Origin of the sequence: Campylobacter blaseri (assembly GCF_013201895.1) — a bacterium.
In the GTDB taxonomy this organism is placed as follows: domain Bacteria; phylum Campylobacterota; class Campylobacteria; order Campylobacterales; family Campylobacteraceae; genus Campylobacter_B; species Campylobacter_B blaseri.
The window spans coordinates 366643-380610 of sequence record NZ_CP053841.1 but is presented as its reverse complement, the minus strand read 5'-3'; the positions used below and the strand labels follow the sequence as shown (position 1 = coordinate 380610).

Genomic DNA, 13968 nt, shown 5'->3' with positions numbered 1-13968 from the left:
TTATCTCCCTTTTCTCTCAAGTATTGTAATTAGAGGTAAAAATACCACTATGAGTCCTATATATAATATAGATAAAACAAAACCTATATAGGTGTTATTTATCCCCATTATAGAGCCATCTGCTGGTAATTTTCCAAAAATACTAAGTAAAATCATATCTACTAGTAACACCCAAAACCATATAAAAAAGCCTCTGTTTTTATGTGCGGGTGCTACAACATCACTTCTATCAAGCCACGGAAGAAGTCCTAAAGACACTCCTGCAAACGAAAATGCTATAAGTCCTATGTCTGAAGCTTTCAAAGGTCCTATATCAAAGAAAAATCCTCTTAATATCTCATATTGCCATAAAAAATACCACTCTGGATATATATGCGTAGGTGTTTTTAAGCTATTTGCTGGCTCAAAGTTAATAGGATCCATTGCAAAATTATAGTTAAACCCTACAAGATAGAAGAAAAATATCATAAATATTGAAACATAGAAAAAGTCTTTTGCTAAAAATCCTGGCCAAAAAGGTATAACTTTTGACTCTTTAACTTTACCGCTTAAATATTTTTCGCCTTCTAAATCAAAATCAATCTCTTCGCCATCAAGATTATTTACATGTGGAAACCTTAAACTATAAAAGTGAAATGCTATAACAGCAATAATTACGATAGGAAGTAAACAAACATGAAGCATATAAAATCTAGTAAGTGTTGGATCGCTTACTGCATAATCGCCTCTTATCCACTCAACCAAAGCATCTCCAATTATTGGAACTCCTCCAAAAAGTTGAGTTATAACTTGGGCAGCCCAGTAGCTCATTTGACCCCATGGAAGCATATATCCACTAAATGCCTCAGCAGAAAATATGATAAAAAGTAAAATACCACTAACCCAAATCATCTCTCTACCATTTTTATATGAACGATAATAAATCCCTGTAAATGTATGGATATAGATAATTAAAAATGTAATAGAAGCAGCAATGCCGTGCATATGTCGCCATAGCCAACCGTATTCAACTTCTTGCATAATAGTATAATTAACGCTATCAAATGCTAATTTCGCGTCTGGTTTATAATACATAACAAGCATAAGACCACTAACAAACAAAATAACAAAAAGTGCTAAAAGTATAACACCCATAGCCCATAAAAAACTAATATTTTTTGGTATCCAATACTCAGCAGCCATAACATTCCAAAATTTCTTAACAGCTAGTCTTTGATCAAACCAATCGCCAAGACTAGTTGATTTTTTAATATTTGCCATTTACAACCCCCTATGCTTTCTTAACAAGTTTTTCAAATTCAGGACTTGTTTCGCCTAAAACTAACTTAGTTCCATCGATTTTAAATGGAGGTATATCAAGCCCTCTTGGGGGAGGACCAAATACAGCATTTCCACTAATATCAAAAATACCACCATGGCAAGCACAGATGAATTGACCTGATTTATAGCTTGGAATACAGCCTAAATGTGTGCATAATCCTATGCAAACTGTATATCTTGCACCATCAACTATAACATCTCTGTTATCATCTGCTTTCATATCAGCTGTTTTTTTAAGTATGAAAATTGGCTTTTTACGCCAAGTAATTTGATGTAACTCCCCTTCTTTTAATGGACTTAAATCAACCGTCGTAAAGCCTGCGGCTTTTACGCTTGGAAGTGGGTCCCATGTTTTTTTCATAGCAACTAGTGAAAAAAATCCACCCACAGCTGCTACAGCACTAAAAGAAGCGCCGATAAATTTACGTCGCTCACTGTTTTCAAGAGACATGTTCAACCTTTCTAAATAATGTATTAATTAATGATTAATATTCTATCCTAAAAATAATAAAAAAGAAATGAAATAAAAGCAAATTTATCTAAAAAGCATGATATTAAAAGCATATTTAAAAAATAGCTAGTAAAAAATAAGCATATGTAAAATCAAAGCTTATTTTTTGATAAAAATTATCAAACTTATTTTATATAAACACCCTGTGAAGTAGGTTTATCAGATATATCTGTATTTTTTAATTTGTAGTTTCTTTTTAAAAATTCATCATCATTTTTAATATAAGATATAATTTGTTCTAACTCATCTAGAGTAATTTTACTTGCCACAGCTTCCATTGTCACTCTTGAACTTCCACCTACATTCAAACCAAAAGTATAGTATTTCTTAAATGTATAGTAAATTTCTTCTGAAGTCATAGAAGACAATCTTCTGGATTTTGGAGATGATTTTTTCTCTCCATTTACTCCATGACATTTTTGGCAATTAACCTCAAAAAGTTGTTTGCCTATAATTTGAGAAACAGATAACTTTTTAGGTTGTGTAGTATTTTCATCTTTAATATGTTTTTTAGATTGAGAACTAACATCAATATTAGAATTATTTTGAGCATAAATATTTGTTAGAAGTAAAAAAGATATTAAAAAAGAAAGTTTGAAAAATTGCATTAAGGAACCTTATAGTTAAATTTAAAAAAGGCGAGAGAAAATCTCGCCTTATATTATTCTAAGATTATTAGAATGAGTATTTAGCTTCAAATCTAAATTCATCAAATTTGTCTTTTTTTCCATCAAATTTTTCTTGATAATGTGAATAGTAGCTTGAGAATTTAAGCTGTTCTGTAGCTTTGTAAGCAAATCTACCAACAATTTCTTGTTTTTTAATTTCTACATTATCAACACCTTCTTTGAACTTATTTTTACCATTTAAGTAATCAGCACCAAAACTAAAGTTTGTGTTTGGAATTTCATACATTGCTGTTACAAAGAAGTAGTTGTTATCACCTTTAAATAGTGTATAGTCACCACCATCAGAGTAAACTAATTGTTCACCAGCATTGATAAATGAGCCTATATCTTCAAATGAAACTAAAGATAGTTTATCTTTTTTGTCTGCTGAGTAATCAACATAACCAGCTGTAAAGTCTAAGCCAAATAGTTTTGTTGAAGCTTCGATACCCCAGAACTCACCATCATCTACATTATTTTTAAGACTAGTTTTAAATTTGCTATCCATATTTGAGAATGCATATTGACCTTTTAAGCCAATGTTGATATTATCTGCAACATCAAAACCAGCTGTTAACTCAACTGCAAATAAATCAGTTACATCTTCTAAAATTGCATACCATAGTTGGAAAGATACTGGATCATATGAACCAATAGCTGCTACACCATATAGGTTATGATCTGTAGTTTCTTTGCCAGTTTTTTTACCAGTTGTTGGATCTTTAAATAAGTCTTTTGTTGCAATATCACCATCTGCTTCTAATGTATCCATAAATAAAGCTGCTAGAGTTAAACCTTCAATATCTGTGTTTACAACTTTGATACCATCACCGAACATATCATCAGTAAAGAATGTTCCAAGAGCTTGTCTACCAACTGTTACAGTTGTTCCAGCTATGTTATATCCAAAGTGGAAATTTGATAGTCTTGAATCGTGTTTACCATATGAAGTTGCAGTGCTACCAACAAGTTCATCTTTACTATTCTTATAACCACCATGACCTTGTGTTCTATATCTATAGTCACCGCCAACTACTGCAAAGAAGTTGTCATCTATCATAGTTTTTAGGTGTAGTTGACCTCTAAATTCCCATCTACCTGTATGGTCTTTTTCACGAGTCATTTTACCACTTTTTGGATCCTTAACACCTACATCTGCTTTGTTTGTTTGATATCTCATTCTAGCATAGCCGTTTGCATCTACATTTTTGATTAACTCATCTAGTGGTGTAGCTGAAGCTGTACTTGCCATAAGTCCCGCAGCCATAGCTGCTACTAAACTCAATTTTACTAATTTCATTAGAACTCCTTTTAAAATTTTGGTTTCAATGTTGTTATAGTAGCATAAAAGTTTGTATCTTTTGCTTAAAATTATCTTAAATTTACCGAAAAGACACCAAATTGTTGCCAAATGTTTACCAAAAGGCTTAAAAATGTATAAAATTGTAATTTTAAAGCATTGAGGAGAATAAATTCTCCTCGCTTTTTTGAAAGGAAGTTCTATCATTTTTTGATATGTATAATTATATATAGTAAGAGTAAATAGATGGCAACCTAAAATATAAGTAGTTTTAAACCTAAAATTACTATTTTACCTTATAGTGAATGCTACCTTTATATACTACATCTTTAGTATCTACATCGTCATCTAAAATTTTACTTACACTAGGTGCATTTTTTAAATTTTTAATATCCTTATCTAATTCATCATAGCTATATATCATAGCCACATCATCAACCCCGTTAATATTTTGAATTTGTTTAAATATAGATATCTGCTCATCTGTGTTTTTTGTGCTTACTATAACTACTATTTTATTATCCTGGCTTGTTACAATCTCGCACTCTTTAAAGGTTTTAACCTTTTTTATTACTTCATCTTTAAAATTTTCTTTTTTTAAATTTATAACTATACTTGAAATCGTCATCTTAATATCTCCAAATTTTTATATCATTTTCATATGCAAAACTTATAATTTTATCATCTTTATAAAAGATAATTCCGCTTATCGTGCTTTGCTTTGTATCTATTTTACTAATAGTTTTTAATGCACTAGTGTCGAAAATAGTTATTTTACTATCTATATCACTCATAAATGCACCTTTTTTACCATCAGCACTAACCCCTACTGCATAGACTAAAAAGCTAGATTTCATATGTTCTTTTTTATCATTGACAAAAATACCTACAAATTTATCAGCTGAGCCACTTACTATGGTTTTGTTTTTTGAAATTTCTATATCATAAATATTATCTTTATGCATATCTATAGTTTTTAAAAGCTTTTTTTCATCTATAGAAAAAATATATATCTTTCCACTCTCACAACCCATCACAACTAAGCCATTTTTAGATAATAGCTCTACATCACCTAAAGCAGATGTTGTTATTTTGTAAGTTTCAGTAATTTCTTTTTTATCTAAGTCGTAAATGTAAATTTCACTACTTAAACTTACTAGAAGAACCCTGTTTTCATCTATAAAGAGTGCTTTTTTAATGGCTTCGTTTTCCAAAGAAGTGCTAGTTAGCTTATCATCGCTATAAGAGTATATATGTAAAACTTTTGAGCCAAAATCGCCCTCACTAAGCATTAAAACTTTTGAATTTAGTTTATCTATATTAAATATTTTTGCGTTTTGTGTGTCAAAATATGTTTTAATTTTATCTATTTTAATAGTTTTTAGAGTTTTGTTTTTACTGATATCATAGATTAAAGCCTCGCCGCCATCTGTTGCAATAAATAATATATCTTTATTTAGTTTGATATCCATAACATTGTGCTTTGTGTGGACTGTATGCAAAAGCTTGCTTTCATTTGGATATAAAAAAGTAGTTAACATTAAAATAAATATAATTAACTTCATATATTATCCTTTAAATTGCTTTTAAAGATAGGGAATTTACGAAGCAATTTCTTAAACATTCACCACAACCTATGCATTTGTCATTAATAGTAGGCTTAAATACTCCAAAATAATCAATCGCTTTGTAATTACAACTATCTAAGCAATTATAACATGTAGTGGCATTCCATGCTAGACATAAGTTTATGTTCAAACTAGCTTTAGCTAAAACCTTGGCTTCAAATTTTAAACTTAAAACATTTTTACCTATGTTTTCACAAGCTAAAGCACAATTTTGGCAAAAATTGCACCCTAAATCAACCACTTTAAACTCAACCTTATCACCTAAAAAACTTAATAGATCTCTATCACAACTACTAACACAAGGTGCGCTACAATCTTTACAATCAAACTTTCCACTAAAATATGGAGGAGAAATAGGCTCTTTTATTTTTTTAAAGAGCCCTCTTCTTTTAATATCCAACTTACTTAACGCCTTGATTTAAAATATCAATCAAATTTGAACTAGTTTTTGACTTTTCATCTCTGAAATTTGGATGAAATTTGTTTTTAACTAAAGGTTCTGTGTTTGCTTGTGGAGCATGACATTGAACACAATTATACCTTGAGCCATCAAGCATTCCTTTGTCATCTTTACCTGTTCTTAAATCAACTAAGTGACTTTTTGGAACAGAAGTTGAACCAACATCTTTTGCAAATTCTGGCATATGGCAAGTAGTACACATATTAAGTTCAGTTGTTATAGGAAGTAAACCATCTAAATCATGAGGTATCATTGGTGGCGCATTTTCAAAAGATCTATCAAATCTTGTTGACATTCCAGGGGGCTGTGCACTATAGTTTATATCTTCTATTTTTACCTTATTTTCATCCATTAGGCTAACTTTTCTTAACCCAATGCTTTCATCGTTTATGCCAGCAGCCCAAACACAGGCTATACTTAGGCATACTAATATTATTTTTTTCATATTAATTCTCCTTATTATGTCTAATGCTAAAATTTAAAGCATCGTGTTTGCATATATCTATACATCTACCACAGCTTATGCACTCACTTTTTATAAAAGCATTTTTTTTACCCACTATGTTTAAAACTTGTTTTTCAGGACAAACTTTTTTACAATCCATACATCTAGTACAGTTTTCAACTGTATGTTCAACTCGCACAAATGCGAATTTCCCAGCTAGAGAATAAAAAGCCCCTAAAGGACATATATTTGAACATATTCCCCTTTCAAGTATAAATGCATCAAAAGCAAATATAAAAAATGCTACGCCTATTGCCATTACATTGCCAAAAATTATACCTCTTTGTATCACTCCAACAAAGCTTATTTGCTCAAAAGCAGGAGTTGATAAAACAAAACTTAAGATTAAGCTAAGTCCTAAAAAGTAGTATCTAAAGTTTTTTGGCAACCTAATAACCCTTGTATCTTTTGCATAATTAAACTTTTTTCTAAAAAAATATGCAAAATCTGTTATCAAATTTACAGGACATACCCATGAGCAAAAAGCCCTTGATGCGATTATAGAATAGAAAAACAATACAAGCAAAGCCCCACTTATAGCAGTAGCTGATACGCTAAAAGTAGCTAAATATATTTGAAGAACTGCATATGGGTCGCTAAGACCTAAGCCACCAAATAAAATAGAGCTACTTAGATTACCTTCTAAGATATTTAAAATTTTAAGATTTCCCAAAATAAAAAGAATTAATATTAAAATTTGAATAAATCTTCTAACTATATTTATCTTCATTAAAACTCTCCATCATTTAGATAATCTACAGCTTTACTCTTTTTAAATTTCAAAGATGTATCAACATTTTCTAATCTCTTATCCGCACCTTTTTCCCAGCCTTTTATATAGTTATCCCCAACACTGCCCAAAGCAATCTTCCTAGGTAATACAAAAATAGCTGCTTTTTCTGTTATACAAGCTCTTTCACATTTTCCACATCCTGTGCAAAAATTTGGATCTACTATAGGAAGTAAAAATGCATGTTTTGCTGTTCTATCATTTCTTCTGTATTCAAGATAAATGGCTTCATCTATTAATGGACATGCTCTATAACAGGCATCGCATTGTATGCCCCAGTATGCAACACAATTTTGCATATCAAGAACAGCAACACCAACTTGCATTTTTTTAATATCTAGTTTTTCATCTGTGCTAACTAAATCTACATCTAATGCACCAGTTGGGCAAATCGCAGTACAAGGTATATCCTCACACATATAACATGGAATTTCTCGTGGCGTAAAATATGGTGTGCCAATTGCAATATCATCTTTAAAGCTAGCAAGCTTTAAGGTATTATAAGGGCAAGCTTCAACACAAAGGCCACATTTAATACATTTTGCATTAAATATTTCCTCTTTTAAAGCTCCTGGCGGTCTTAAAAGAATTTTGCTCTCACTTTTTGTAGCAATACTCCATATAAAACCACCAGCAAGTGCTAAGCTTGCACCTTTTATACCCTTTTTTAAAATTTCACGCCTTGAGATATTCAAATTTATGCCTTATATATCTTTACTGCACATTTTTTAAAATCTGTCTGTTTTGATAGCGGGCAAGTAGCATCCAAGCAAACTTTGTTAATAAATACATTTTCATCAAACCAAGGAACATAAACAAGTCCACGTGGCGGTTTGTTTCTACCTCTTGTATCTATTTTTGCTTTTACTTTTCCACGGCGTGATTCTACCCATACGCTATCACCATGGATTAGTTTTAACTCTTCTGCGTCCTTTTCACTCATATAGCAAAATGCTTCAGGAACAGCTCTATAAAGTTCAGGAACTCTCATAGTCATTGTTCCACTATGCCAGTGCTCTAAAACACGTCCTGTACATAACCAGAATGGATACTCTTTACTTGGCATTTCTGGTGGATCCATATATGGTCTAAAGAAAATTTTGCCTTTGTTGTTGATATCAACTTTCTCATCGCCTTTTATATCTAGCAAGTCACCTTTGCTTAGCTTTTTGCCTGCATTTCCATAGAATGCAAAATCACTTTTACTATCAGCTTTTTTAGCATAAGGATCAAATTTAGTATTAAATCTCCATTGTGTCTCTTTACCATCGACAACAGGCCATCTAAGTCCTCTTACTCTATGATAAGTGTTAAAATCAGCTAAATCATGGCCATGCCCTATACCAAATTTTCTATACTCTTCCCAAAGGTATTTTTGAACAAAGAAGTTATAACCTTTAAACACCTCTCCATCACTTCCTTTAACTTCTCTTTCATCTCCAAATACTTCAGAGTTATAAAAGTCTTCCATTATTTTATCTTTAGCGCTAAATTTCAAAGCCTCTTTATTTGCATATAAAACATCAAATAAAGTATCATCTTCTTTATAACCCATAGCTTTTGCATCTTCTAAAACGCTAGGCAATGTTAGCTTATCATCTATTTTTTTAGCACCCCAAACATCTTTAAGTTTAAATCTTTTTGCAAACTCAAACATTTGCCATGTATCACTCATAGCTTCACCTACTGGTAGAACTTGTTGTCTCCAATGTTGTGTTCTTCTTTCAGCATTACCATAAGCTCCCCATTTTTCATAGATCATAGCAGTTGGTAAAATAAGATCAGCAACCTTAGCTGAAATTCCTGGATAAACCTCACTTACTACTATAAAGTTATCCATTTCCCTTGCTGCTTTTATCCAGTGGTTTGCATTTGCAGTGTTTTGCCATGGATTATTTACTTGAACCCATGCAAATTTAATCTTTCCATCTTCTAAATCTCTCATAATCTTTGTAAAGTGAGAGCCTGGTTTTGGGTTTAATGTCCCTTTTGGTAAATTCCAAATTTTTTCAGTAATTTCTCTATGTTTTGGATTTGCAACTACCATATCAGCAGGAAGCCTGTGTGAGAATGTTCCAACCTCTCTTGCTGTTCCACAAGCACTTGGTTGTCCCGTAAGTGAAAATGCTCCACTACCTGGTTTTGCTTGTTTTCCTAGTAAAAAATGCACCATATAGCTTTGCTCATTAACCCATGTTCCACGAGTGTGTTGATTAAAGCCCATAGTCCAAAAACTTACAACTTTTCTTTGCTTTTCTATATATAAATCAGCTAGTGTTTTAAGCTTAGCTTTAAACTCTTCAATATCCTCGTCTTTGTCGCCTTTTGCTAAATTTGCAACAAATTCAAGTGTATATGGCTCTAAAGCTTTTTTAAACTCATCAAAGCCTATTTCCCAGTGCGCTCCAGCTTTATTGCTATTTTTCATCTCCATATTATCTTTAGCTTTTAAGCCTAGATATGATAAAGTAACGCCTTCTGCTTCACTAACTTTTTTACTTTTTTGCTTTGCTACTGTATCAAGCTCTGATTTTTTAAATTTTGGATGATTAATATTTTCTCTCATTCCATAACCAATGTCAGCATATCCTGTTGTAAAAACACAATGTTTTTTAACAAATTCTTCATCAATGGCTTCTGGGTGGTTATATACAATCTCTCTTGCTATGTAGTTCCAAATAGCAAGGTCTGTTGAAGGTTTAAAAATAATTTCAATATCAGCTAAATTTGATGTTCTGCTTGAAAATGTAGTAAGGTTTACAATTTTAACATTTTCTGGATCGCTTAATTTTCTATCACTTACCCTGCTCCATAAAATTGGATGCATTTCAGCCATATTAGCGCCCCATGTGATGATTGTATCAGTAAGCTCAATATCATCAAAACAGCCACTTGGCTCATCTATACCAAAAGTTTGCATAAATCCCACAACCGCACTTGCCATACAATGTCTTGCATTTGGATCTATGTTATTACTTCTAAAGCCAGCTTTTATAAGCTTAACAGCTGTATACCCTTCTTGGATAGTGTATTGACCACTACCAAAAACACCAATACCTGTTGGACCTAGCTCATTATAGGCTTTTTTAAACTGTTCTTCCATAACATCAAAAGCTTGTTTCCATGAAATAGGAACAAATTTACCTTTTTTATCAAATTCGCCCTTTTCATTAACTCTTAGAAGTGGAGTTGTAAGCCTATCTTCACCATACATAATTTTTGCATTAAAATAACCTTTAATACAGTTTAATCCACGGTTAACAGGAGCTTCTGGATCCCCTTTTACAGCTACAATCTTGCCGTCTTTTGTGGCAACCATAATCCCACAGCCCGTTCCACAAAATCTGCAAACAGATTTGTCCCAACGCCAATCCTTCTCAGCCTTTTTAGCATTTGCTGCTAGACTTGAGGGAACTACTGCTCCTATACTTGTACAGGCTGCTGTAGCTGCTGCACTTTTAATAAAATCTCGTCTATCCATTAGATACTCTCCTTTATATTGAGTTTTCCATAGGATAATTGTAGCATTTATACTTTATTAAAAAAATGATTTAGGTCATGATAACTATAAAAATTTAAATTTAGAAAGAAATTTATATATAAATTAATATTATAAAAAAGGCTTTTCCTCTCTTTGAAATAGCTAAATATTTCAAAGAGAGTTTGTTTAAATTTAATTTCTGTTTTGTTGTTCCATTTTTTCAAATTCACTTGAGATAATTGCCTCTTTTGGCTCATCTGACATCTTGCCCAGTAAATAACTATATTTATTTACAATTATAATAGTTAAAGCTGACATTAAAAAGCCTGGAAGTAACTCATAAACAAAACTTGATAAACCAAAACTTATCCAAAATATTACAGTTCCACCACCAACAATCATCCCAAAAAGTGCTCCAAGTGCTGTCATATTTTTAGAATACAAACTAAAAAGCAAAACAGCTCCAAAACTAGCTCCAAAACCAGCCCATGCATTTCCTACAACACCAAGAACTGTATCTGTTGAACTAAAAGCTAAAATAGTAGCTATTATTGACACAAATATAACAGCTACTCTACCAACTAAAGTTTGAGTTTTTTCGCTTACATCTTTTTTGTAAAATGCAAATATAAAATCCTTTGTAACAGAACTTGCGCTAACTAAAAGTTGTGATGAAATAGTGCTCATAATAGCAGCCAATACTGCTGAAATAATAACGCCAACTATAAAAGGGTGAAATAAAACTTTACCTAACTCTAAAAACACCGTTTCACTATCATTTAATATGATGCCATTTTGATTAAAGTAAACAAAACCTATAAGACCACTACAAATTGCGCCCAAAAGCCCTAAAACCATCCAGCCAATCCCAACTCTTCTTGCACTTCCAAGCTCCTTTGATGATCTAATAGCCATAAATCTTACTATGATATGAGGTTGTCCAAAATAACCAAACCCCCAGGAAAGAAGCCCCAAAATTCCTAAAAAACTCTGTCCATAAAAAAGACTTAAGTGATTTTCTTTTGCACTTAAACTATATCTTGTTATCTCTTTTAAAAAACTAGAATCACTAGGAATATTTAATGCAAAATATGCAGCTAGAGGTATTATTATAAGAACTGCAAACATTAAAGTTCCTTGAAGAGCATCAGTTATACAAACAGCCTTAAAACCTCCAAAAAAAGTGTAAAAAGCAACTATTAATAGAGTAAAAATCGCTCCAACTTCAAAAGATAGTCCAAAAAAACTATGAAATGTTTTTCCACCAGCAATAATCCCACTACTTACATATAATGTATAAAATATTAAGATTATAAGTCCTGACATTATTCTTAAAACTTTGGTTTTATCTTTGAAGCGATTTTCTAGAAAATCAGGAATTGTAACACTATCACTTGCAACTTCTGTATAAATTCTAAGTCTTTTTGCTAAAAATTTATAATTACACCAAGCTCCAATTGTAAGACCAATAGCTATCCATATATTTGAAAGCCCAGTAGCGTATATAGCTCCCGGAAGTCCAAGAAGCATCCAACCACTCATATCACTAGCCCCTGCACTAAGTGCTGTTACAACAGGCCCTAAGCTTCTGTTATCAAGCAGGTATTCATTTATATTAGCATTTTTGTTATAAGATATTTTTCCTATCCAAATTAACATCAAAAAATACAATCCTATTGCTGAGTAAGTTGTTATATCCATATTTTCCTCCAAGTATGAAATTCTAGCTAAATTATAATAAAATTTTAATTATTACGTATATTTAAGCAAAAAGACATTAAAATTTCAGTATTCTTTTATATTGCAATTTATGATTATAAGGTTAAATCTTGAAAGAAAAATACTTAAAATTTATATTTTTTATTGTAGCTACTGCAATTGCTATATATTTTACATATCCTGAAGACTTGACAAATTCTCAAAAAATGTCATATTTTACAAGCTATTTAACGACTCTTGAGCTTACTCTTGGCGGTATTACTATAGGAATTATACTTGGCTCTATATTGGCCTTTGTAAGATTTTTAGAGATAAAACCTATTAATTTTATCATAGATGAATACATAGATATTATTCGTGGTACTCCGCTTCTTATACAGTTAATGATATTTGCATTTATAATCTTTGCAACATTTTCAAATAATTTATTAGCAGGTATTGTTGCACTTGGATTAAATAGCTCTGCTTATGTAGCTGAAATCGTTCGTTCAGGGATAAATAGTGTTGATAAAGGTCAGATGGAAGCAGCAAGAGCTATGGGACTTGGGTATTATGATTCTATGAAAAGTATTATTTTACCACAAGCTGTTAAAAACATACTTCCAGCACTAGCAAATGAGTTTATAAGCCTATTTAAAGAAACCTCTGTTGTTGGAATGGTTGCAATATTTGACTTAACAATGTTTTCAAAAAGCCTTCAATCAACTCTTTTTACAACTCAGCCAATACTATTTGCAGCTGTAATATACTATGTTAGCGTTAAGCTTTTCTCATACTTAGCAAAAAGACTTGAAGCGAGGTTAAATAAAAATGATTGATGTAAAAAATTTATCTAAAAATTTTGGAGAACTACAGGTTTTAAACGATATTTCAGTTACTATTAACAAAGGCGATATTGTAGCCATAATAGGTCCTAGTGGCGGGGGTAAAAGTACCTTTTTAAGATGCATAAATAGACTTGAAGAAGCAAGTAGCGGTGAAATTTTAATAAATAATAAAAATATATTAGATAAAGATTCAAACATAAACAAACTTCGCCAAAAAGTAAGTATGGTTTTTCAACATTTTAATCTTTTTGCAAATAAAAATGTATTAGAAAACTTGACATTGGCACCAGTTAAATCTAAAATTTATACTGAAGAAGAGGCAAAAGAAAAGGCTTTTGAACTTCTTGAAAAAGTTGGATTAAAAGATAAAGCATATGCATACCCTCACAAGCTTAGCGGTGGTCAAAAGCAGCGTGTTGCCATAGCAAGGAGCTTGGCTATGAATCCTGATGTTATACTTTTTGATGAACCTACCTCTGCATTAGATCCTGAAATGGTAGGAGAGGTTTTAAGCATTATGAAGCAAATAGCCAAAGAAGGCATAACTATGCTTGCAGTAACTCATGAAATGGGTTTTGCAAAAAATGTTGCAAACAGAGTGTTTTTTATAGATAGTGGAAAAATTGCTGTTGATGGAACTCCTGATGAGTTTTTTAACAACCCAAAAGATAAAAGATTAAAAGAATTTTTAAATAAAATTCTTTATTATTAAAATATATGGTAAAATAATAATATTATATTAAATTACGGAGTTATAAT

General features: G+C 31.5%; 14 protein-coding genes. 2 read left to right on the top strand and 12 right to left on the bottom strand.

Annotation, left to right across the window (positions count from 1 at the left end):
- From CBLAS_RS02045 to putP, 12 genes are all read right to left on the bottom strand, one after another.
- On the bottom strand, positions 1-1260 hold the full coding sequence (locus CBLAS_RS02045) for a cytochrome b (protein WP_106871587.1): 1260 nt from the start codon (positions 1258-1260) through the stop codon (positions 1-3).
- A 10-nt stretch (positions 1261-1270) separates the two neighbouring features.
- Positions 1271-1771: a ubiquinol-cytochrome c reductase iron-sulfur subunit gene (petA, locus tag CBLAS_RS02040; RefSeq protein WP_106871589.1), complete on the bottom strand. Its 501-nt coding sequence runs from the start codon at positions 1769-1771 to the stop codon at positions 1271-1273.
- A gap of 185 nt (positions 1772-1956) precedes the next feature.
- Positions 1957-2439, bottom strand: coding sequence for a c-type cytochrome (locus CBLAS_RS02035; protein WP_106871591.1), 483 nt, complete (start codon positions 2437-2439; stop codon positions 1957-1959).
- 67 nt (positions 2440-2506) lie between these two features.
- Positions 2507-3799, bottom strand: coding sequence for a major outer membrane protein (locus CBLAS_RS02030; RefSeq protein ID WP_106871593.1), 1293 nt, complete (start codon positions 3797-3799; stop codon positions 2507-2509).
- Between the two features lie 286 nt (positions 3800-4085).
- Positions 4086-4427 (bottom strand): chaperone NapD, encoded by a 342-nt coding sequence (locus tag CBLAS_RS02025; RefSeq protein ID WP_106871595.1) that lies wholly within the window; start codon positions 4425-4427, stop codon positions 4086-4088.
- Position 4428: 1 nt separating this feature from the next.
- Positions 4429-5364 (bottom strand): WD40 repeat domain-containing protein, encoded by a 936-nt coding sequence (locus CBLAS_RS02020; RefSeq protein ID WP_106871597.1) that lies wholly within the window; start codon positions 5362-5364, stop codon positions 4429-4431.
- Between the two features lie 10 nt (positions 5365-5374).
- On the bottom strand, positions 5375-5827 hold the full coding sequence (locus CBLAS_RS02015; protein ID WP_106871599.1) for a 4Fe-4S binding protein: 453 nt from the start codon (positions 5825-5827) through the stop codon (positions 5375-5377).
- Position 5828: 1 nt separating this feature from the next.
- Positions 5829-6332 carry a nitrate reductase cytochrome c-type subunit gene (locus CBLAS_RS02010; RefSeq protein WP_106871602.1) on the bottom strand — a complete coding sequence of 168 codons (504 nt, stop codon included), beginning with the start codon at positions 6330-6332 and terminating at the stop codon, positions 5829-5831.
- Position 6333: 1 nt separating this feature from the next.
- Positions 6334-7122 carry a quinol dehydrogenase ferredoxin subunit NapH gene (napH, locus tag CBLAS_RS02005; RefSeq protein WP_106871604.1) on the bottom strand — a complete coding sequence of 263 codons (789 nt, stop codon included), beginning with the start codon at positions 7120-7122 and terminating at the stop codon, positions 6334-6336.
- On the bottom strand, positions 7122-7871 hold the full coding sequence (napG, locus tag CBLAS_RS02000; protein WP_106871656.1) for a ferredoxin-type protein NapG: 750 nt from the start codon (positions 7869-7871) through the stop codon (positions 7122-7124). Before napG ends, napH begins: the two co-directional genes overlap by 1 nt.
- Before the next feature lie 8 nt (positions 7872-7879).
- Positions 7880-10663, bottom strand: a complete 2784-nt coding sequence (gene napA, locus CBLAS_RS01995) for a periplasmic nitrate reductase subunit alpha (protein ID WP_106871606.1) — start codon at positions 10661-10663, stop codon at positions 7880-7882.
- A gap of 192 nt (positions 10664-10855) precedes the next feature.
- The gene (putP, locus tag CBLAS_RS01990) at positions 10856-12364 is read right to left on the bottom strand and encodes a sodium/proline symporter PutP (RefSeq protein WP_106871608.1); all 1509 of its coding nucleotides are present in this window, start codon (positions 12362-12364) and stop codon (positions 10856-10858) included.
- Between the two features lie 128 nt (positions 12365-12492).
- On the opposite strand from putP, the gene CBLAS_RS01985 reads away from it, so the two are divergent.
- Entirely contained in the window at positions 12493-13200 is a 708-nt protein-coding gene (locus CBLAS_RS01985) for an amino acid ABC transporter permease (RefSeq protein ID WP_420912994.1), read from the top strand.
- Positions 13193-13921, top strand: a complete 729-nt coding sequence (locus CBLAS_RS01980) for an amino acid ABC transporter ATP-binding protein (protein WP_106871610.1) — start codon at positions 13193-13195, stop codon at positions 13919-13921. The genes CBLAS_RS01985 and CBLAS_RS01980 overlap by 8 nt, the downstream gene beginning before the upstream one ends.
- Positions 13922-13968: the final 47 nt, after the last annotated feature.

Bases quoted from the DNA above. Each gene is read 5' to 3' on its own strand.
- petA (WP_106871589.1), bottom strand. From the start codon at position 1,771: ATGTCTCTTGAAAACAGTGAGCGACGTAAATTTATCGGCGCTTCTTTT.
- napA (WP_106871606.1), bottom strand. From the start codon at position 10,663: ATGGATAGACGAGATTTTATTAAAAGTGCAGCAGCTACAGCAGCCTGT.
- CBLAS_RS02045 (WP_106871587.1), bottom strand. From the start codon at position 1,260: ATGGCAAATATTAAAAAATCAACTAGTCTTGGCGATTGGTTTGATCAA.
- CBLAS_RS02020 (WP_106871597.1), bottom strand. From the start codon at position 5,364: ATGAAGTTAATTATATTTATTTTAATGTTAACTACTTTTTTATATCCA.
- putP (WP_106871608.1), bottom strand. From the start codon at position 12,364: ATGGATATAACAACTTACTCAGCAATAGGATTGTATTTTTTGATGTTA.
- CBLAS_RS01980 (WP_106871610.1), top strand. From the start codon at position 13,193: ATGATTGATGTAAAAAATTTATCTAAAAATTTTGGAGAACTACAGGTT.
- CBLAS_RS02035 (WP_106871591.1), bottom strand. From the start codon at position 2,439: ATGCAATTTTTCAAACTTTCTTTTTTAATATCTTTTTTACTTCTAACA.
- CBLAS_RS02030 (WP_106871593.1), bottom strand. From the start codon at position 3,799: ATGAAATTAGTAAAATTGAGTTTAGTAGCAGCTATGGCTGCGGGACTT.
- napH (WP_106871604.1), bottom strand. From the start codon at position 7,122: ATGAAGATAAATATAGTTAGAAGATTTATTCAAATTTTAATATTAATT.
- CBLAS_RS02025 (WP_106871595.1), bottom strand. From the start codon at position 4,427: ATGACGATTTCAAGTATAGTTATAAATTTAAAAAAAGAAAATTTTAAA.
- CBLAS_RS02010 (WP_106871602.1), bottom strand. From the start codon at position 6,332: ATGAAAAAAATAATATTAGTATGCCTAAGTATAGCCTGTGTTTGGGCT.